This is a genomic window from Parapontixanthobacter aurantiacus, from assembly GCF_009827635.1.
Classification (GTDB): domain Bacteria; phylum Pseudomonadota; class Alphaproteobacteria; order Sphingomonadales; family Sphingomonadaceae; genus Parapontixanthobacter; species Parapontixanthobacter aurantiacus.
The window spans coordinates 1241147-1260338 of record NZ_WTYW01000001.1 but is presented as its reverse complement, the minus strand read 5'-3'; the positions used below and the strand labels follow the sequence as shown (position 1 = coordinate 1260338).

Annotated in this window: 19 protein-coding genes; 9 read left to right on the top strand and 10 right to left on the bottom strand. The window is 62.4% G+C overall.

What is annotated here, in order from left to right:
• Window positions 1-65: 65 nt before the first annotated feature.
• The 9 genes from GRI38_RS06065 (at window position 66) to GRI38_RS13930 (ending at window position 8897) form a co-directional block, all read left to right on the top strand.
• Window positions 66-713, top strand: coding sequence for an adenylate kinase (locus GRI38_RS06065; protein ID WP_160681983.1), 648 nt, complete (start codon window positions 66-68; stop codon window positions 711-713).
• Window positions 714-1032: 319 nt separating this feature from the next.
• Window positions 1033-1401, top strand: a complete 369-nt coding sequence (gene rpsM / locus GRI38_RS06060) for a 30S ribosomal protein S13 (RefSeq protein ID WP_160681982.1) — start codon at window positions 1033-1035, stop codon at window positions 1399-1401.
• Between the two features lie 85 nt (window positions 1402-1486).
• Window positions 1487-1876 carry a 30S ribosomal protein S11 gene (rpsK, locus tag GRI38_RS06055; RefSeq protein WP_160681981.1) on the top strand — a complete coding sequence of 130 codons (390 nt, stop codon included), beginning with the start codon at window positions 1487-1489 and terminating at the stop codon, window positions 1874-1876.
• Window positions 1877-1998: 122 nt separating this feature from the next.
• Window positions 1999-3054, top strand: coding sequence for a DNA-directed RNA polymerase subunit alpha (locus GRI38_RS06050; RefSeq protein WP_160681980.1), 1056 nt, complete (start codon window positions 1999-2001; stop codon window positions 3052-3054).
• A 99-nt stretch (window positions 3055-3153) separates the two neighbouring features.
• Window positions 3154-3576 (top strand): 50S ribosomal protein L17, encoded by a 423-nt coding sequence (rplQ, locus tag GRI38_RS06045; protein ID WP_160682487.1) that lies wholly within the window; start codon window positions 3154-3156, stop codon window positions 3574-3576.
• A 94-nt stretch (window positions 3577-3670) separates the two neighbouring features.
• Window positions 3671-5035 (top strand): serine hydrolase domain-containing protein, encoded by a 1365-nt coding sequence (locus GRI38_RS06040; protein WP_160681979.1) that lies wholly within the window; start codon window positions 3671-3673, stop codon window positions 5033-5035.
• 75 nt (window positions 5036-5110) lie between these two features.
• The gene (locus GRI38_RS06035; protein ID WP_160681978.1) at window positions 5111-7252 is read left to right on the top strand and encodes a prolyl oligopeptidase family serine peptidase; all 2142 of its coding nucleotides are present in this window, start codon (window positions 5111-5113) and stop codon (window positions 7250-7252) included.
• Between the two features lie 154 nt (window positions 7253-7406).
• Window positions 7407-7970, top strand: coding sequence for a hypothetical protein (locus tag GRI38_RS06030; protein ID WP_160681977.1), 564 nt, complete (start codon window positions 7407-7409; stop codon window positions 7968-7970).
• A gap of 114 nt (window positions 7971-8084) precedes the next feature.
• Complete coding sequence (locus GRI38_RS13930) at window positions 8085-8897, top strand: hypothetical protein (RefSeq protein ID WP_202389841.1); 813 nt, start codon at window positions 8085-8087, stop codon at window positions 8895-8897.
• Between the two features lie 15 nt (window positions 8898-8912).
• Here the strand turns inward: GRI38_RS13930 and GRI38_RS06025 are convergent, their stop codons facing one another.
• The 10 genes from GRI38_RS06025 to GRI38_RS05980 all read right to left on the bottom strand — a co-directional run bounded on the left by GRI38_RS06025 (window position 8913) and on the right by GRI38_RS05980 (window position 19114).
• Window positions 8913-9539: a trimeric intracellular cation channel family protein gene (locus GRI38_RS06025; protein WP_160681976.1), complete on the bottom strand. Its 627-nt coding sequence runs from the start codon at window positions 9537-9539 to the stop codon at window positions 8913-8915.
• Between the two features lie 31 nt (window positions 9540-9570).
• Complete coding sequence (locus GRI38_RS06020) at window positions 9571-10272, bottom strand: hypothetical protein (RefSeq protein ID WP_160682486.1); 702 nt, start codon at window positions 10270-10272, stop codon at window positions 9571-9573.
• 56 nt (window positions 10273-10328) lie between these two features.
• The gene (gene lpdA, locus GRI38_RS06015) at window positions 10329-11741 is read right to left on the bottom strand and encodes a dihydrolipoyl dehydrogenase (RefSeq protein ID WP_160681975.1); all 1413 of its coding nucleotides are present in this window, start codon (window positions 11739-11741) and stop codon (window positions 10329-10331) included.
• 2 nt (window positions 11742-11743) lie between these two features.
• A complete protein-coding gene (locus tag GRI38_RS06010; RefSeq protein WP_160681974.1) occupies window positions 11744-12061 on the bottom strand; it encodes a hypothetical protein in 318 nt (105 codons plus the stop codon).
• Window positions 12061-13344, bottom strand: a complete 1284-nt coding sequence (gene odhB / locus GRI38_RS06005; protein ID WP_160681973.1) for a 2-oxoglutarate dehydrogenase complex dihydrolipoyllysine-residue succinyltransferase — start codon at window positions 13342-13344, stop codon at window positions 12061-12063. Before odhB ends, GRI38_RS06010 begins: the two co-directional genes overlap by 1 nt.
• A gap of 11 nt (window positions 13345-13355) precedes the next feature.
• The gene (locus tag GRI38_RS06000) at window positions 13356-16202 is read right to left on the bottom strand and encodes a 2-oxoglutarate dehydrogenase E1 component (protein ID WP_160681972.1); all 2847 of its coding nucleotides are present in this window, start codon (window positions 16200-16202) and stop codon (window positions 13356-13358) included.
• Between the two features lie 60 nt (window positions 16203-16262).
• On the bottom strand, window positions 16263-17153 hold the full coding sequence (sucD, locus tag GRI38_RS05995) for a succinate--CoA ligase subunit alpha (RefSeq protein WP_160681971.1): 891 nt from the start codon (window positions 17151-17153) through the stop codon (window positions 16263-16265).
• Between the two features lie 49 nt (window positions 17154-17202).
• Window positions 17203-17493: a GIY-YIG nuclease family protein gene (locus tag GRI38_RS05990; RefSeq protein WP_160681970.1), complete on the bottom strand. Its 291-nt coding sequence runs from the start codon at window positions 17491-17493 to the stop codon at window positions 17203-17205.
• A gap of 45 nt (window positions 17494-17538) precedes the next feature.
• The gene (gene mdh / locus GRI38_RS05985; protein WP_160681969.1) at window positions 17539-18501 is read right to left on the bottom strand and encodes a malate dehydrogenase; all 963 of its coding nucleotides are present in this window, start codon (window positions 18499-18501) and stop codon (window positions 17539-17541) included.
• 304 nt (window positions 18502-18805) lie between these two features.
• The gene (locus GRI38_RS05980; protein WP_160681968.1) at window positions 18806-19114 is read right to left on the bottom strand and encodes a hypothetical protein; all 309 of its coding nucleotides are present in this window, start codon (window positions 19112-19114) and stop codon (window positions 18806-18808) included.
• Window positions 19115-19192 lie beyond the last annotated feature (78 nt).

The following is a 19192-nucleotide window of genomic DNA, read 5'->3' as shown; positions in this document are numbered from 1 at the left end:
CGGGTTTGCCAGTCCGCCGATCAAATGACAATGCGGTAGGCGACGATACCGTTGGGAGCGTGTGAGTGGATATCATTCTGTTGGGGCCGCCGGGTGCGGGCAAGGGCACGCAATCGCAGCGGCTCGAAGAACATCACGGAATGAGGCAGCTTTCCACGGGCGACATGCTCCGCGCGGCGGTCAAGGGCGGCACGCCGATCGGCATCAAGGCAAAGCACATCATGGATGCTGGCGAACTCGTTTCGGACGAGATCGTCTCGGCCCTGATCGATGCCGAGCTTGAAGCGATGGGCGATCATGTCGGCGCCATCTTCGACGGTTATCCCCGTACCGCCGCACAGGCTGAGGCGCTGGACGAGATCCTCGCGAAGCACAACCGCAAGCTCGATCACGTCATCGAACTCGAAGTGAACGAAGACGCTCTCGTCGACCGGATCACCGGTCGCTTTACCTGCGCAGAGTGCGGGGCGGGCTATCACGAGCGCTACAATCTCCCCGAGGTCGAAGGCGTTTGCGACAAATGCGGTTCCACCGAGTTCAAGCGGCGTCCCGATGACAACGAGGAAACGGTGCGGACCCGGATGCAGGAATATCGCGGCAAGACCGCTCCGATCCTGCCGGGATACGAGGAGCGCGGAATAGTGAGCCGGGTCGACGGCATGGCCTCGATCGACGAGGTGACGACCGCAATCGAGAACATCCTGAAGGGGTAGGAGCGCCTTGCGCATTACCCGCGTAGCGAACCCGAGGCGGGCATTGTTCGACCCGTTTCCGTAAGGTTCGACGCAGGGCTTGACCTGCCTGGCGAATCACCCTAAGCGCAGCCCTATTCGACAGGTTCGGTAAGTCCGGCAGGTGTTAGCAACTTTCGATGCGCGCCATCCGGACTTTTTGCTATTGTAGCCAATTGGCTTTCACGGCGATGCCGGCGGATCGAAGCAAACAGCGATGAGATAGGGGTGCGATCCCCTTTGCCGGCGTCCTGCCGGTGACGGATCGAGCAAGCCCTTGTGGAGCATGGAGAAGTATTAAGTGGCTCGTATTGCCGGGGTCAACATCCCCACCAACAAGCGCGTGATCATCGCGCTCACCTACATTCACGGTATCGGCCGCACGACGGCAGTCCGGATCGCCGACAAGCTCGGCATCGATCACGCAACGCGCGTGCAGGACCTGTCCGATGCGGAAATCCTTCAGATTCGCGAAACCATTGACGCCGATTACTCGGTCGAGGGCGATCTGCGGCGCAATACCGCGATGAACATCAAGCGCCTGATGGACCTTAGGTCCTATCGCGGCCTGCGGCACCGTAACGGCCTGCCCGTTCGCGGTCAGCGCACGCATACGAACGCCCGCACCCGCAAGGGCAAGGCAAAGCCGATTGCCGGCAAGAAGAAGTAAGCCGGTCTGCGGTCGCTTCCCTCGCGGAAGCAGGCCGCCGATCAGTTTGCTTTTCGCTTCTTCCAACGAATAGGATACCGATATCATGGCACGCGAACCAGGCCGGGTTAAACGCCGCGAGCGCAAGAACATTTCCAGCGGCGTTGCTCATATCAACGCCAGCTTCAACAACACGATGGTCACCATCACCGATGCCCAGGGCAATGCGATCAGCTGGTCGAGCGCCGGCATGATGGGCTTCAAGGGCAGCCGCAAATCCACTCCCTACGCAGCGCAGGTCGCCGCGGACGATGCCGGCAAGAAGGCCGCCGAACACGGTGTGCGCACGCTGGAAGTCGAAGTGAAGGGTCCGGGCTCGGGCCGGGAAAGCGCATTGCGCGGACTTGCAGCCGTCGGATTCAACATTACCTCGATCAGAGACGTCACGCCGATCCCGCATAACGGCGTGCGCCCATCCAAGCGCCGCCGCGTCTGATCGACTGCCGCCCGGTGGCTTGTTGCTCACCGGGCAATTCAAAGGTCGGACGCTTTCACGACGAAAGCGCGCCGGCCTTGTCCGCATCTGAACCCGCTACACTAGCGAATTAGGGGAAATCCATGTCCGTCAATACGAAGAACTGGCAGGAACTCAAGAAACCCAATACCCTCGACATCAAGGAAAGCGGCGATGCCAAGCGCAAGGCGACCTTCGTCGCCGAACCGCTCGAGCGCGGCTTCGGCCTGACGCTCGGCAATGCGCTGCGCCGTGTCCTTCTCTCCAGCCTTCAGGGCGCCGCGATCACCTCGATCAAGATCGAGAACGTGCTGCACGAATTCTCCTCGCTCGCCGGTGTGCGCGAGGACGTGACCGACATCGTTCTCAACGTGAAGCAGATCGCGCTGAAGATGGAAGGCGAGGGCGTGAAGCGCCTGCAGCTTTCCGCGACCGGCCCCGGCCCCGTAAAGGCTGGCGATATTGCCGTCACCGGCGACATCGAGGTGATGAACAAGGATCTCGTCATCTGCCACCTCGACGAAGGTGCGACGCTCAACATGGAACTCACCGCCGATGTCGGCAAGGGCTATGTCGCGGCGGTCCAGAACCGTCCGAACGACGCGCCGATCGGTCTCATTCCGGTGGATGCGCTCTACTCGCCGATCCGGCAGGTCAGCTACAAGGTCGAGAATGCCCGCGTCGGGCAAGAGCTCGATTACGACAAGCTGTCGCTGACGGTCGAGACGGACGGAACGGTTACGCCCGAGGATTCGGTCGCTTATGCCGCCCGTATCCTGCAGGACCAGCTGACCCTCTTCGTGCATTTCGAGGAAGGTATTCCGCAGCCGCAGAGTGCGATGATCGGCCAGGCCGCTCCGCAGGAGGAAAGCGATGCGAACCAGCTCAATCGCTATCTCCTGAAGAAGGTTGACGAACTCGAACTCAGCGTTCGCTCGGCCAACTGCCTCAAGAACGACAATATCATCTATATCGGCGATCTGGTTCAGAAGACCGAAGCCGAGATGCTGCGCACGCCGAATTTCGGTCGCAAGTCGCTGAACGAGATCAAGGAAGTCCTGTCCAGCATGGGTCTTCGCCTTGGCATGGACATTCCTGGCTGGCCGCCGGAAAACATCGAGGAAATGGCGAAGAAGCTCGAGCAGGAGTTGCTCGGCTGAAGCCAGTTTAGTTGCGGGTTTTTGGTGGCGCGCCCCGATCGAAGCGCCACCGGCATCGGGCTACCTCATACGGGCCCCTTACGAACGGAGTAAATGAAAATGCGTCACGGAATTTCGCAGCGCAAGCTGAGCCGCAAGTCGGGTCACCGCAAGGCCCTGTTCCGCAATATGGCGGCTGCCCTCATCAAGCACGAGCAGATCCTCACCACCGCCCCCAAGGCGAAGGAACTGCGTCCCTATGTCGAGAAGCTGATCACGCTGGCAAAGCGCGGCGGCCTGTCCAACCGGCGCCTCGCGCAGAGCCGCCTGCTCGACGAGACGCAATTGAAGAAGCTGTTCGACGTTCTGGCCGACCGCTATTCGGACCGCGAAGGCGGCTATACGCGGATCATCAAGGCCGGCTATCGCGCGAGCGACAGCGCACCGATGGCGATCATCGAACTCGTTGATCGCGATGTCGATGCCAAAGGGCAGGACAGCGGTCCGGTCATGAGCGACGAGGAAGAATACGAAGACGCCTGATCGGCGCTTTTCTATAAGAGATCACCGAGCGGGGTCGCAGGAGAAATTCTGCGGCCCCTTTTCTTTGGCGACGGTGGGCGTCAGAGTGCGCAGCATGATCCTTCGTCCATTCGCGGCCGCTGCGCTGCTCTTTGCCGCTCTCCCGCCCGTGCCGCTTTATGCGCAGGCCGTATCGCAGGAGGAGGTCGAAGCACGCTACGACCGTGCACTCGCCGCGGGATACAAGGCGCTCTTCCTGTGCAGCGCGATCGCCAATGCGGAAGCGAATGGCACGTCGCGCACGCCCGAAAGTGTGATGGAATGGGAACTGACGGGTATTCAAGAACCGCTGTCCGAAATTGCGCCCGATCTGCTCTACGACATCGAGCGTCTGGAAGACGGTGCGATTGATTATGTCGCAGTCACGTGGGCACGCGATATGACGCCGCGCATAGCCGATCACCGGGAGGGGGGCGGCTGTTCGCTTCTACCGCCGGGGATGGAGCCGACGCAGGCGGGAGGGCGAGCTATCGGCGAGCCGCCTCGTTTGGCGCCGATCGTCATGCCGGAAGGAGTGATGGCTGATGTCGTCGACCAGGCCTTCGGTGATGGATACGGCGAAGGCGCGCGCACGACGGCGGTCCTCGTCCGGCAGAACGATGCATTTGTCGCCGAGGCCTATGCAGACGACTTCGGGCCGACCGTTCCCCAGCGCACCTGGTCGGTCGCCAAAAGCATTGCAGCCACGCTCGTCGGCGCAGCGGTTCATCGCGGGGAAGCGGACGTGACCCGGTCGGCCGGGCTGGGCGAGAGTGACAGCGATCCGCGCCGCGTCATAACCATCGATCACCTGTTGCGCATGGCGTCGGGCCGCTACTCGGACACACTCGGCAATCGCACCGATCCGCTCTATTTCGGCGGCTCGACCGTCGAGGAAACTGCGCTCCACTGGCCGTTGCTGGAGGCGCCGGGCAGCGTCTATCGCTACGCCAATAACGATACGCTGGCCGCGGTGATGGCAATCGACGCGACATTCGACGATCATCCGCCCGCGCAGTTCTTCGATCGGCTCGGCATGACGTCCACCGTCGCCGAGACCGACTGGCAGGGCGACTACATCCTTTCGAGCCAGGTCTGGTCGACGGCCCGCGATCTTTCGCTGCTCGGCCAGCTTTACCTTGACGACGGCGTGCTTCCCACGGGCGTGCGCATTCTTCCCGAAGGATGGGCGGACTATGTCTCCGCTCCTTCCGGGCCGCAGCCCGACAGACCCTTCGGCTACGGCGCGGGCTTCTGGCTTTTCAACGACAGCGAGGGCGTGCCGCCAGACACGTTCGCGGCGATGGGCAATCGCGGGCAGTATGTCGTCATCGTACCGAGCCGCGATGTCGTGATCGTCCGGCGCGGCGAGGACCCGGTGGGCAGCCGCTTCGACATCGGCGCATTCACGCGCGACGTGCTGGCCGCGCTCGACGACTAAGCCGCATCGCCCTTTGCAATCCTAAGCAATCTCATTACATCCGTAACCAGATCACTTTTCCAATCGGAGACCTTCATGCGCATCCGTCATCTTCTGCTCGCGGCCAGTGCCGCGACCCTCGCCATCGCCCCCATTCAAGCTCAGGAAATAACCGTGCCAGACTATCCCGAAACGCGCGACGACGGAACGAGCGAGACCATTTTCGGCCAGACGATCGCCGATCCCTATCGCTGGCTGGAGGACGACGTGCGCGTCAATCCCGCCGTCGCCCAGTGGGTTGAGGATCAGAACGAGGTGACCGACGCGATCCTCGCGTCCTTGCCCTTGCGCGACACGTTCAAGCAGCGGATCACCGAACTTACGGATTACGAGCGGTTCGGCCTGCCCGAAGAGAAGAACGGGCGCTATTTCTATACCCGCAATGACGGGTTGCAGAACCAGTCCGTGCTTTATGTAAGGGAAGGGCTGAACGGAGAAGCCCGCCTGCTCATCGACCCGAACGAGTGGTCGGAGGACGATGCAACGGCGCTCGCCGGCTATGCCATTACCGAAGACGGCAGCAAGCTCGCTTATGCCATCCAGGATGGCGGCAGCGACTGGCGCACCGTCAAAGTGCTGGACGTGGCGACGGGCGAAACGATGTCCGACACCGTCGAATGGGTGAAGTTTTCCGCCATCGATTGGGCGAAGGACGGTTCCGGATTTTTCTACAGCCGGTTCCCCGCGACTGGCGAGGGCGAAACCTTCCAGGCGCTCAACACCAACCACACCGTCTATTTCCACCGCCTCGGTACCGATCAGAGCGAGGATGTGCAGGTTTTCGCGCGTCCCGATATGCCGGAGCTCAACAATATCGCGCAGGTGAGCGAAGATGGGCGTTACCTCGTGGTGACGTCCTCGAGCGGAACCGAGGCCCGCTACGAAGTCGCGCTCGTCGACTTGTCGCAGCCTAACGTCGATCCGCGCGTCCTCGTCCCCGGCTTCGAGCACGACTATTCCTATTTCGGCAATGTCGGCGACACCTTCTATTTCACGACGAATGACGGTGCGCCGCGCAATCGCGTGGTCAGCCTCGACATCTCACAGGTCGATCCGCAGCCGGTCGAGATCATTCCGGAACAGGCCGAAACGCTGGAAGGCGTGTCGCTGGTAGGTGGAAAGCTCGTCGCAAGCTATCTGAAGGATGCGAAGAGCCAGATCAGGACCTATTCGCTGGACGGCGAGCCTTTGCGCGAGGTCGCACTGCCGGGTATCGGTTCGGCAGGCGGCTTCGGCGGGGATGTCGATGACAGCGAGACGTTTTACTATTTCTCGAGCTACAACCGCCCGACGACGATCTATCGCTATGATCTCGACAGCGGAGAGAGCGATGTCTGGGCCGCACCCGAAGTCGCCTTCAACCCCGACGACTTTGTGGTCGAGCAGAAGTTCTACACTTCGAAGGACGGCACGCGCGTACCGATGTTCCTCGTGCGCAGCCGCGAAGTCGCCGAAAGCGGCGAGGCGGTCCCGACGCTGCTCTACGGTTATGGCGGGTTCGACATCTCGCTGACGCCCGGCTTCTCTCCGTCGCGCATCGCCTGGATGGAGCAGGGCGGGGCCTATGCGGTCGCCAACATTCGCGGGGGAGGAGAATACGGCAAGGCGTGGCACGATGCCGGTCGCCGATCGAACAAGCAGAACGTGTTCGACGACTTCATCGCAGCTGGCGAATATCTCATCGAGCAAGGCATCACCCCGGAAGACGGGCTGTCCATCCAGGGTGGGTCGAATGGCGGCCTCCTCGTCGGCGCCGTCACCAACCAGCGGCCCGACCTGTTCGCTGCGGGCAACGCTGCGGTAGGCGTGATGGACATGCTCCGCTTCGACCGGTTCACCGCAGGACGCTATTGGGTGGACGATTACGGCTATCCCGACCGGGAAGAGGATTTCGCTATCCTGCGCGCCTATTCGCCCTATCACAACGTGCGTGACGGAGTGGATTACCCCGCGGTCCTGGTGACGACCGCCGATACGGACGATCGCGTGGTGCCGGGACACAGCTTCAAATACACCGCCGCCTTGCAAGCCGCCGATCTCGGCGACAAGCCGCAGGTTATCCGGATCGAAACCCGCGCCGGGCACGGTTCGGGCAAGCCGACCGACAAGGCGATCGAGGAAGCAGCGGATATCCTCGCATTCCTCGGCCATTATTCGGGGCTCGATCAGGCCCAATAACCCGGAGAATAAGCAGGCGGATACTGTTCAGAAAAGCGTTAACTTATCTGAACGGTATCTGTCTTGCCAGTTCAGGCTCATCTCACAGGGGCTTGTCTATAACGCATAGTGAAGCCGGGCAGTCCCGTTCCGGCCAGATGCGAGGACAAGCCTCATGAGACAATTGACGAAGACCTTTCTCGGCTCCGTCGCAGCTGGCGCGATGGCCGTAACGGCAGCGGCGCCCGCCGCCGCCGAGGACCGCTACCGTGATCGCGACCGTGGCATCGATGCAGGCGACGTGATCGCCGGCGCGGCCGTAATCGGCGGGATCGCCATCCTGGCAGGTGCGCTCGGCAAGGATCGCGACCGCTATCGTTACGACGATTATCGCTATCGCGACCGCGATTACCGCTATCGCGATCAACGCTATTACGACCCGCGCACCGCCGTCGAGCAGTGCGTTCGCACCGCGGAACTCAATGCCCGCCGCTATGGCTTTCGCTATGCCGACGTGACGGAAATTCGCGATGTCGACCGCACACGCTACGGCTATCGCGTGAAGGGCCGTATGGTCGTGGAAGAGCGCGACCGTTATGACCGCTACGACCGTTATGATCGCTATGACCGGCGCAGCCGCTATCGCGACATCGACTACGATAAGGGAAACTTTACGTGTTACGCCGATAGTCGTGGCCGACCGCGCGTCGATTACAGCGGGATCCGAGGACTTAGGTAATCTGCCGAAGATGGAACGGTGGATAGCGGTTCAGGCTGTTTTCAGCCTGGACCGCTTATCCGTTCGCCTGCAATCCCTCATCCGGGATCGTTTTCATTCACGTTGAGGTACGCCATGTCCCGCTTCGTTCGTTTTGCCGCCGCTCCCGCGATGATCGCCGCCGTCTCGCTCGGCGCACCGTCCTACGCTGCCTCCCTTCCGCTCGCAACGGGTCGCGCTCAGTTTGTAGAGCCCGCCGCCTGGACCGACGACGCGCAAACGGTCGAGGGCCATCGCCACCGTTATCGCGATCGCTATTACCATCGCCGCAACCGCGTGGATGCGGGCGACGTTATCGCCGGCGTTGCCATTCTCGGAACGATCGCCGCCATCGCCAGCGCCGTCCGCAAGGACCGGAACGAGCGCGTCTATCGCGAGCGCGACGTGCGTTACCGCGACTGGCGCGAGCCGGGTTACGAGGACTCGCGCGGTCTCGATGGCGCAGCCGAGCTCTGCGTGCGCGAAATAGAGCGCGATGCCCGCGTGTCGGACGTCAACGCCGTCGAGCGCAACGCGACCGGCTGGATCGTTCGCGGCACCCTGTTCGACGGCTCGGACTTCACGTGTTCGATCGACGCTGATGGCGACATCGAAAACATTGACTATTCCCGCACCGACCTGCGCGCGCCCGACTATGACGATGACGGTTTCGCCGCAGTCGATCGCGGCAACCAGTGGGACGATGAGCGTTATGCCGAAGCGCGCGCCAATGCCCTCGTCGAAGGGCCGCACCGCAGCGAAGCGTTGTCCTCCGACCCGGTCCGCGATGAAGAAGAAGAGGTTTATCCGGCCTATCCCGGCGGACCGCTACCCGGCGAGACGTTTGACGATGAGGACGATGTTGCGGACGAGCAACCTATCGATGGCGACCTCGTCCTTGCCGACTGAGGACGCGCGCCTGATCTAGCCAGCGCGGCGTCCGTAAGCGGGCAGGGCGAGATTCCACTGAATGGCCGCGGCCCTAAGGGCGAAGCCGGCCCCCGCAGCGACGATCCACACGACGAAGCGCGGTAGCTCTAGCGATGCTCCTGCGACGCAGAGCGATGCCGATAACGCCGCCGCCGTGACATAGAGTTCGGGCCGCATGATGATCGACGGCTGGCCCGCGACCACGTCGCGAATGATCCCGCCGACGCAGCCGGTGACGATGCCCATAAGAATTGCTGGGACTGGCGGCACGCCATAGCTCAGCGCCTTCGCCGAACCGAGCACGGCATAGGCCGTCAATCCCAATCCATCGGCGAGCGCGAGCAGCTTACCCTCCCACCATTTTGCCGGCGTGAACCAGGCGAGCAGCGCCACGGCAAGGCAGATGCCGGCGACGCGACCGTCCGCGATCCAGAACACCGGCGCGCCGATCAGCAGGTCACGCACCGTGCCGCCGCCGACACCGGTGACCAGCGCGAAGAAGGCCATCGTCACGAAGGTCTGGTTCTCCCGCGCGGCGAGTAAGGCTCCGGTAAAGGCGAAGACAGCGACGCCGAGCAGGTCGAGCCAGTCGAGGAGCGGCGTGAGTATTTCTTCGGGCATCGGGACTTACGCTGCTTGCGGTGACCGGAATTCAGGCGGCACTCGGCCGTGCCCGCCGCCGGCGAAACAGCAGGACGGTGCCGATGGCGACGCCGATCGCGGCGAGAATGGCGAAGATAATGAGCACCGGATGCGACGTATCCTCGCGCGTTTCGAAATCCATAATGTGCAACGCCCAGGCGAAGTCGAAGGCCCGCCAGAACCGCGTGCGAACGGCGAGGATGTCGCCCGTTTCCTCGCCGACATAGACGTGCGTTCCGTCCTCCAGCGCGACTTGCCAGGCGGCAATCGGACGCCGGAAATCGGGCGCCGGATCGCTGGCCGGGAAGAGCGTCGCGCTTTCGACCCGGTCACCGCCGACGATCCGCCGTCCGACGAGAGCGCGCGCCGCGATCTCGTTCAGCGCGGGGATCTGCCGCCCGCTTTCGGAAAAGCGTTCGACGCTGTCGTCCATGTAGGTGATGCGCGTGATCGCGAGACCGCCGTCCATCGCGATGCTGACGGATTTGACGGGCTTCTCGACCCTGGAAAGATCGACCGCGATACCCGCATCGCCGGGCAGGCCGCGGTCGGCCACAGGCAGTTGCAAATGATTGCCGCGCACTTCCTCAATCGGGCGCGCGACCATCAACAGCCCGGACAGGGTCCACATGAGCAGCGGCACGGCGATCAGCCAGCCGAGCCAGATATGCGCCTTTGCCAGCGCCTGCATTGCCGGCCCGTTCGATTTCATCACGACAACCCCCTTCGACCGTCCCGTCGATCTCGCCGCCGCAACGGGGGACGAGATCAGATGTGGATTGGCTTCCCTTGTACCGCCATGGCCGCTTCCTTCAAGGCTTCGGCGTGGGTCGGGTGCGCGTGACAGGTATAGGCGATGTCCTCCGATGTCGCGCCGAATTCCATGGCTTGCGCGGCCTGCGCGATCATCGTCCCGGCAAGGCTTGCGACGATATGGACACCCAGCACCTTGTCCGTTTCCGCATCTGCGATAACCTTCACGAACCCGTCAGTGTCGCGATTGGTCTTGGCACGGCTGTTCGCCATCATCGGGAACTTGCCGACCTTGATCGTGTGGCCTGCGTCCTTCGCTTCCTGTTCGGTAAGGCCGACATCGGCGAATTCGGGCATGGTATAGACGACGCCGGGGATGACGGCGTGATTGACGATGCCCGTCTGTCCCGCAATGTTTTCCGCGACGGCGATGCCTTCGTCCTCCGCCTTGTGCGCCAGCATCGGGCCCGGAATGACGTCGCCGATCGCCCATACCCCGCCATCGTCCGTGGCGACTGACGTGCGGAATTCGTGGTCGGTCTCGATCTGGCCACGTTTGTTGAGTTCGAGCCCGATCGCATCAAGGCCGAGCCCGTCTACATTGGGCCGCCGCCCGATCGCGACGAGGACATGGCTCGCCTCGATCGTTTCGGCATCGCCGCCATCGGCAGGCTCGACGGACAGCAAGACCTTCTTGCCCTTGACCTCCGCGCCGGTGACCTTGCTCTTGAGCTTCAGCTCCATGCCCTGCTTCTTGAAGATCTTGGCCGCTTCCTTGCGCACGTCGGTATCCATGCCAGGCAGAAGCTGGTCGAGATATTCGACGACGGTCACCTTGGCACCGAGGCGGCGCCACACGCTGCCGAGTTCGAGGCCGATGACGCCGCCGCCGATCACGACGAGGTGCTCCGGCACTCGGTCGAGCGCGAGCGCGCCGGTTGAATCGACGATCATCCCCTTGTCGTTGTCGACTTCGACGCCGGGCAGCGGCGTGACCGACGAACCGGTGGCGATCACGATGTCCTTGGCGGTCACCGTTTCCTCGCCAACCTTGACGGTATGGGCATCCTGGAAAGTGGCCTGACCCTTCTTCCAGTCGACCTTGTTCTTCTTGAAGAGGAATTCGATGCCGCCGGTCAGTTCGCCGACCGCCTTGGTCTTTTCCGCCATCATCCGGCCAAGGTCGAGCTTCGGCTCGGCGGTGATGCCCCATGTCGAGAAGTGGCCGTCCGCAGCTTCCTCGAACAATTCGGAGCCGTGGAGCAGCGCCTTGGAGGGAATGCAGCCGACATTGAGGCACGTTCCGCCCAGCGTCTCGCGGCTTTCCGCACAGGCGGTCTTGAGGCCCAGCTGCGCCGCGCGGATCGCGGCGACATAGCCACCGGGGCCAGCACCGATGACAAGGACGTCGTAGTCGTATTCAGCCATAATTATCCTTCCGCAGAACCGGTGTCTGCACCGTTCTGGACACAGATTTGAAGTACTTCCTCGATCCGCGCGCGATTGATGTCGAGATCGCCGTCAGCTGCAAAGTCGGAGGCGAAGTTATCAGCCGAACATTCGCATGCCGAAGCGATACGTTCCGCCGCGATGCCCGCCCCTTCGGCGACGCCTTCGCACCGTGCGAGATATTGCGCACGGACCTCGCCCTGAATGGCATCGCCGGCCATGTCAGACGCGACTTCGCATCCGGCAAGGGCGGTAAGGACAAGCAGCAAGAACGCAGGTTTCTTTATAAGTTCTGTCATCACAAATCGATCAGCATCCGGGTGGGATCCTCGATCGCTTCCTTGATGATCTTCAGTGCGGTTACCGCTTCGCGTCCGTCGATCAGGCGGTGATCGTAGCTCAAGGCCAGATACATCATCGGCCGAATGACGATCTCGCCATCGACCACGACCGGGCGATCCTCAATCCGGTGAAGGCCGAGCACGGCGCTTTGCGGCGGATTGATGATCGGGGTGGACATGAGCGATCCGAACACACCGCCGTTAGAGATCGTGAAGGTGCCGCCCTTCATGTCTTCCATCGTCAGCGTGCCTTCCTTGGCGCGGCTGCCGAAATCGGCGATGTCCTTCTCGATCCGGGCAAAGCCCTTCTTGTCGGCATCGCGAATGACCGGCACGACGAGACCGTTGGGCGCGCTGACGGCGACCGAGATGTCGACGTAGTCGTGATAGACGATGTCGTCGCCCTCGATATAGGCATTGGCCGCCGGAACGTCCTTCAGCGCAAGGCAGGCCGCCTTGGCGAAGAAGCCCATGAAACCCAGTCGGATGTCGTGCTTCTTGGCGAACAGATCCTTGTATTTCGTGCGCGCCTCGATGACGGCCGACATGTCGCAATCGTTGAACGTCGTCAGCAGCGCGGCATTGTCCTGCGCGCCTTTTAGCCGCTTGGCGATCGTCTGGCGCATCCGGGTCATCTTCACCCGCTCTTCGTTGCGCCCCGACGTTCCGCCATCGCCCTGCGCACCGGCGTCGATCTGGCGCGCCTGTTGCGGAGCCGCATCGGCCACGCTGCCGCCGCCGTCCTTCTTCGCTTCGGCGGCCTTCACCACGTCTTCCTTCGTCAGGCGACCGTCCTTGCCGGTGCCCTTGATGGTCGAGGGATCGACCCCGTGTTCGAGGACCGCCCGGCGCACTGCCGGTGATAGCGACTGCGCGGCATCATAGGCCGCTTCGCTCGTTTCCTGCTTGGCAGGAGACGCTGCGCTGTCCTCGCGCTTCTCCTGCCCTTCCTCGCGCTGTTCTTTCGCGCGGTCCGCTTCCTCGCCGGAAGCGCCGCCCGTCGCGCCTTCCTCGATCACGGCCAGCAATGCGCCGACCTCGACCGTGTCACCGACCGCGACGCTGTGTTCCTGCAGGACGCCGGCGACGGGAGAGGGTACCTCGACCGCAACTTTGTCGGTTTCGAGGCTCGCTATGGGTTCGTCCACCGCAACCGCGTCGCCGGGCTGTTTCAGCCACTCGCCGACCGTGGCTTCCGCGACCGATTCGCCGAGCGTCGGGACTTTGACTTCGTGAGCCATGTACGTTTCCTTCAGGCTTTCTGGTAATTCTTGCGGCGGGAGATCGTGACTTTCGCCGTCTTGCCGACATTGGCGAGGTCGAGTGCGAGGCTGACCAGCGCATCCTGCTGCATCTGGTGGCGAGAGGCGTAACCCGTCGCGGGCGAAGCCGCCACTTCGCGGCCCGCATAGATCGGACGCAGATTATGTCCTGCCGCGAGCGAGGCCTGCTCGATCAGCCGGTCGACGAAGAACCAAGCTCCATTGTTCTGCGGCTCTTCCTGACACCACACGATTTCCTCGAGATTGGTCATCCGCTCCAGCCGCTTGGTCAGCGCCTCTCCGGGGAAGGGATAAAGCTGCTCGATCCGGACGATGGAGATGTCCTTGATCTCCTCCCGGTCGCGGCGCTCGATCAGATCGTAGGCGACCTTGCCCGAACACAGGACAAGACGCCGAATATCCTCGTCCGGTAATTCGGTCGTATCCCCGACGATGCGGCGGAAATGCGAGTTGCCGATGAATTCGGAGCGCTCCGATTTCGCCAGCGGATGACGCAGGAGCGACTTGGGCGTCATGATGACGAGCGGCTTCCGGAACGGACGCAGCATCTGGCGGCGCAACACATGGAAGTAGTTTGCCGGAACGGTGATGTTGCAGACCTGGATATTGTCGTTCGCGCAGAGTTGCAGGAAGCGTTCCAGCCGCGCGGAACTGTGTTCCGGTCCCTGACCTTCGTAGCCATGGGGCAGAAGCATGACGAGACCGTTCGCGCGAAGCCACTTCACTTCGCCCGCGGCGATATACTGGTCGATCATGATCTGCGCACCATTGGCGAAGTCGCCGAACTGCGCTTCCCACATCACAAGCGTTTTGGGATCGGCGAGCGCGAAGCCGTATTCGAAACCCAGCACGCCATATTCCGACAAGGTGCTGTCATACACTTCGAACTTGCCGTGAGGCAGGGTGGAGAGCGGGATGTATTTCCGCTCGTCGGTCTGGTCGACCCAGAGCGCATGACGCTGGCTGAACGTGCCGCGACCCGAATCCTGCCCGGACAGGCGCACGCCGTAACCCTCGGTGACGAGACTGCCGAAAGCGAGGGCTTCCGCCGTTGCCCAGTCGAACCCTTCGCCCGTTTCGAACATCGCCCGCTTGGCGTCGATCACCCGCCCGAGCGTCTTGTGGATGGTGAGATCGTCGGGAACGGTCGTCAGCGTCCGGCCAAGGCTGTCGAACAGCTTGTCCTCGATGCCGCTGTCGATGCTGCGCCGCGCAGTTTCAGGATCGGCCGGCTTGTTGAGACCGGTCCAGCGCCCGCCGAACCAGTCAGCCTTGTTGGACTTGTAGCTCTTGGCGGCCTCGAACTCTTCGGACAGCAGGCCCGTGAACTCGTCGATCAGCCCTTGCGCGTAGCCTTCCTCGATCTCGCCCTGAGACAACAGGCGCCCTTCATAGAGCGTCGACACCTTGGGATGCTTGCGGATGCGATCGTACATCAGCGGCTGCGTGAAGCTCGGCTCGTCGCCTTCGTTGTGGCCGAACCGGCGATAACACCACATGTCGATCACGATGTCGCGGCGGAACTTCTGCCGGTATTCGATTGCCAGCTTGCAGGCGAAGGTCACGGCCTCAGGATCGTCGCCATTGACGTGCAGGATGGGAGCCTGAACCCCCTTCGCCACGTCCGACGGGTAGGGGGAGGAGCGCGCGAATTGCGGGCTCGTCGTGAAGCCGATCTGGTTGTTGATGACGAAGTGGATGCAGCCGCCCGTGGAGTAGCCGCGCACGCCCGACAGGCCGAAACATTCCCACACGACGCCCTGGCCCGCAAAGGCCGCATCGCCGTGAATGAGTACGGGAAGTACCTGCTCATGCTTCGTCAGATCGTCGCGGAATGCCTGCTGCGCGCGGGTCTTGCCGAGCACGACCGGGTCGACCGTTTCGAGATGCGAGGGGTTGGGGACGAGTGACATATGGACGTTGATGCCGTCGAACTCGCGGTCGGTGCTGGTGCCGAGGTGATACTTCACATCGCCCGAACCGCCCACGTCGTCGGGATTGGCGCTGCCGCCCGAAAATTCGTGGAAGATGACCCTGTAAGGCTTGCCCATGACGTTGGCGAGGACGTTCAGTCGTCCCCGGTGTGCCATCCCGTAGATGATCTCGCGCACGCCCAGCTGGCCGCCATACTTGATGACGGCTTCCAAGGCCGGGATCATCGATTCGCCGCCATCGAGGCCAAACCGCTTCGTCCCGACATACTTCTTGCCGAGAAAGTTCTCGTACTGCTCGCCGCGAATGACGGCGGCCAGGATCGCGCGCTTGCCTTCGGGCGTAAACTGGATCGTCTCTTCGGGTGTCTCGAACTTGTCCTGAAGGAAGCGGCGTTCCTCGGTGTCCGAGATGTGCATGTATTCAAGGCCGACATTGCCGCAATAGGTCGCGCGCAGGGCCGCGAACAATTCGCGGATCGTCACCCATTCGAAGCCGAAGACGCCGCCGACATAGACTTCGCGGTCTTCTTGTCCGGTAAAGCCGTGCCATTCGAGCGTCAGGTCCTCGGGGACGTCGCGATGCGAGAGGCCCAGCGGGTCGAGGTCGGCCGCGAGGTGGCCGCGCACACGGTACAACCGGATGAGCAGCATCGCGCGGATCGAATCGTCGGCCGCCTGCTGGATCGCCGCCGGGTCGGTCGGTTTGCCCGCCTTGGCAGAGGCCTTCTCGACCGACTGCTTCATCACCGTCGGGTCGAGCGACTGCGTCCATTCGTCGTCGCTGCCCGTCAGCGGCCACTTCGGATTAGCCCAGGACGGTCCGGCCTGCGCCTCGCCCTGATCGCCCATTTCAGGCAGGAAGCTGTGATTTTCGTTACCCATCGGTCAAGTCCTTGCGCGGGATCGCTGCTGCGGAGCCCGGCGTGCCGTAGCGGCAAGCGGTCAGGCGTTCTCTTTCAACATAGCGTCCAGCGTCGTGCCGAGTTCCGAGGGCGAGGGGGAAACGCGGATGCCCGCATCTTCCATCGCCGCGATCTTGTCGTCCGCGCCGCCCTGGCCGCCGGATACGATCGCCCCGGCATGACCCATGCGCCGACCCGGAGGAGCCGTGCGGCCCGCGATGAAGCCAACCATCGGTTTCTTGCGGCCTTTCGCGGCTTCCGCCTTGATGAAGGCAGCCGCTTCCTCTTCCGCGCTGCCGCCGATTTCGCCGATCATGATGATCGACTTGGTCTCGTCGTCGTCGAGGAACAGGTCGAGCACGTCGGTGAAATTCGTGCCGTTGACCGGGTCGCCGCCGATGCCGACCGCAGTCGTCTGGCCGAGGCCGACCTGCGTGGTCTGGTGCACGGCTTCATAGGTGAGCGTGCCGGAGCGCGAGACGACGCCGACAGTGCCCTTCTTGAAGATGGAGCCGGGCATGATGCCGATCTTGCATTCCTCGGGCGTCAGCACGCCTGGACAGTTGGGACCAATGAGGCGCGACTTCGAGCCTTCGAGCGCAGCCTTCACCCGAACCATGTCGAGCACCGGAATGCCCTCGGTAATCGCGATTATGAGTTCCATCTCGGCGTCGATCGCTTCGCAGATCGCGTCGGCGGCAAAGGGCGGCGGCACATAGATGCAAGAAGCGGTCGCGCCGGTTTCGGCCTTGGCCTCGCGCACGGTGTTGAAGTTGGGCAGGCCGATATGCGTCGTGCCGCCTTTGCCCGGCGTCACACCCGCAACCATCTTGGTCCCGTAATCGAGCGCCTGCTGCGTGTGGAAAGTGCCGGTGTCGCCGGTCATACCTTGGGTGATGACCTTGGTGTTTTTGTCTACGAGGATGGACATTTTGCTCGCTATCCCTTCGTCGTCATCCCGGCGCAGGCCGGGATCCAGTTCAACATATCGACTCGAACAGATCGTCCCAGTCTGGATTTAGTTCTTCGATGACGCGCAATTTCCACACGCGTCGCCATTCTTTCATTTGCTTTTCGCGGATGATCGCTTGGTCAATCCGATCAAAGACTTCGAACCATACGAGCATCTTGCAGCCGTACTTGGTGGCAAATCCTTCAATATCGCCTTGTTTGTGCTGCCAAACACGAGCCGCCAAGTTGCTGGTCACCCCAATATAGAGCGTACCGTTCCGCTTGCTGGCCATGATGTAGACGTATCCGCGTTTCTCCATTTATTCTTTGTTCGACTGGATCCCGGCCTGCGCCGGGATGACGGGTTACTTCAGACTTTCATCCAGCCCCTTGCAGGCTTCGAGCAGTTCCTCGACCGCGTCGGTGCTGACCTTGAGGTTTTTCTTCTCTTCGTCCGACAGGTCGATCTCGATCACTTCCTCGGTACCGCCCGCGCCGATCACAGTGGGCACGCCGACATACAAACCGTCGAGGCCGTATTTGCCTTCGACATAGCTGGCGCAGGGCAGGATGCGTTTCTGGTCGCCGAGATAGGCTTCCGCCATGGCGATCGCGCTGGTGGCGGGGGCGTAATAGGCTGAGCCATTGCCGAGCAGCTGCACGATCTCGCCGCCGCCCTTGCGCGTACGGTCCACGATTTCGTCGATGCGGCTCTGCTCGACGCCCTTGATTTTCGCGAAGTCGTTGACCGGAATGCCGTTGACCGTCGTGTAGCTGGTGACGGGAACCATGGTATCGCCGTGGCCGCCGAGCACGAAGGCGTTCACGTCCTTCACGCTGACGCCGAATTCCCAGGCAAGGAAGGTCGCAAAACGCGCGCTGTCGAGCACACCCGCCATGCCGACGACCTTGTTGTGCGGCAGGCCGGAAAACTCGCGCAGCGCCCAGACCATCGCGTCGAGCGGGTTGGTGATGCAGATTACGAATGCGTCGGGGCAGTTGTTCTTGATGCCTTCGCCGACCGCCTTCATCACTTTGAGGTTGATGCCGAGCAGGTCGTCGCGGCTCATGCCGGGCTTGCGCGGTACGCCCGCCGTGACGATGACGACGTCCGCACCGGCAATATCGGCATAGTCGTTGGTGCCGGTAATCTTAGCGTCGAACCCTTCGACCGGGCCGCACTGGCTGAGGTCCAGCGCCTTGCCCTGTGGCATCCCCTCGGCGATGTCGAACAGGACGATGTCGCCCATTTCCTTCTTCGCGGCGAGGTGTGCGAGCGTTCCGCCGATCATGCCGGCGCCGACGAGGGCGATTTTCTTGCGAGCCATGAGGGTGTCGACCATCCTTGTTTGCGCGGGACGGAGAAAGAGAAGCCGCGGCGCTGCCGATGTTGTCCCGCCTAGATAAAGCGCGCCCGGACGTTTGATTGCGGTTTCGATTAGGCGCGCAGAAACGGCATTGCAACCGCCAAAGGACACTATCTTTGCAACTGGTTCGCAATCGCAATAAGCGCCGCCCACCGCTTCCGACAGGCTATCGGAGCGGGGCGGTTCTGCGTTTCATGGATCAATGCGCGAGGGGCGCGTTCTATCCCGCACCGGTTCAGGCGCTATCGAAACGAAGGGCGGGGCGTCAGTCGAGGCCCAGCGCTATCTCGCAATTGCGCGCCATGGCGGCATCGAAGGATCGGCAGATCGAAAGCCAGCGAGAGCGTTCTGCACCATCGCCCACGTAATGCGCAGCTTCTGCGTTGCTGCGCGCTGCGGCGGCGGCTCCGAGGCCGTGTTGCGAGAAACAGGCAAGCGCGGAGCGCAGGTCGATCCGATCGCGCGCGCCTTTGCCATTGTCGTTCGCGGCTTTCGAAGGAGTGATTACCGGACGGCAAAAGGACAGGGGGCGGCGTGATGCGCGAAGCGGCACCGGGCTGGAATCGGTAATCATGCGAACCCTCGAAGGCGACGTTTTGTTTGACCGACGCTCTAGTGCCGAGCCGATAAGGTTTCATTGTGCGACAGGGTT

Excerpts from the sequence above, each read along its gene's own strand:
- rpsK (WP_160681981.1), top strand. The coding sequence starts at position 1,487 with ATGGCACGCGAACCAGGCCGGGTTAAACGCCGCGAGCGCAAGAACATT.
- GRI38_RS06050 (WP_160681980.1), top strand. The coding sequence starts at position 1,999 with ATGTCCGTCAATACGAAGAACTGGCAGGAACTCAAGAAACCCAATACC.
- rplQ (WP_160682487.1), top strand. The coding sequence starts at position 3,154 with ATGCGTCACGGAATTTCGCAGCGCAAGCTGAGCCGCAAGTCGGGTCAC.
- GRI38_RS06040 (WP_160681979.1), top strand. The coding sequence starts at position 3,671 with ATGATCCTTCGTCCATTCGCGGCCGCTGCGCTGCTCTTTGCCGCTCTC.
- GRI38_RS06035 (WP_160681978.1), top strand. The coding sequence starts at position 5,111 with ATGCGCATCCGTCATCTTCTGCTCGCGGCCAGTGCCGCGACCCTCGCC.
- GRI38_RS06030 (WP_160681977.1), top strand. The coding sequence starts at position 7,407 with ATGAGACAATTGACGAAGACCTTTCTCGGCTCCGTCGCAGCTGGCGCG.
- GRI38_RS13930 (WP_202389841.1), top strand. The coding sequence starts at position 8,085 with ATGTCCCGCTTCGTTCGTTTTGCCGCCGCTCCCGCGATGATCGCCGCC.
- GRI38_RS06025 (WP_160681976.1), bottom strand. The coding sequence starts at position 9,539 with ATGCCCGAAGAAATACTCACGCCGCTCCTCGACTGGCTCGACCTGCTC.
- GRI38_RS06020 (WP_160682486.1), bottom strand. The coding sequence starts at position 10,272 with ATGAAATCGAACGGGCCGGCAATGCAGGCGCTGGCAAAGGCGCATATC.
- lpdA (WP_160681975.1), bottom strand. The coding sequence starts at position 11,741 with ATGGCTGAATACGACTACGACGTCCTTGTCATCGGTGCTGGCCCCGGT.
- GRI38_RS06010 (WP_160681974.1), bottom strand. The coding sequence starts at position 12,061 with ATGACAGAACTTATAAAGAAACCTGCGTTCTTGCTGCTTGTCCTTACC.
- odhB (WP_160681973.1), bottom strand. The coding sequence starts at position 13,344 with ATGGCTCACGAAGTCAAAGTCCCGACGCTCGGCGAATCGGTCGCGGAA.
- GRI38_RS06000 (WP_160681972.1), bottom strand. The coding sequence starts at position 16,202 with ATGGGTAACGAAAATCACAGCTTCCTGCCTGAAATGGGCGATCAGGGC.
- sucD (WP_160681971.1), bottom strand. The coding sequence starts at position 17,153 with ATGTCCATCCTCGTAGACAAAAACACCAAGGTCATCACCCAAGGTATG.
- GRI38_RS05990 (WP_160681970.1), bottom strand. The coding sequence starts at position 17,493 with ATGGAGAAACGCGGATACGTCTACATCATGGCCAGCAAGCGGAACGGT.
- mdh (WP_160681969.1), bottom strand. The coding sequence starts at position 18,501 with ATGGCTCGCAAGAAAATCGCCCTCGTCGGCGCCGGCATGATCGGCGGA.
- GRI38_RS05980 (WP_160681968.1), bottom strand. The coding sequence starts at position 19,114 with ATGATTACCGATTCCAGCCCGGTGCCGCTTCGCGCATCACGCCGCCCC.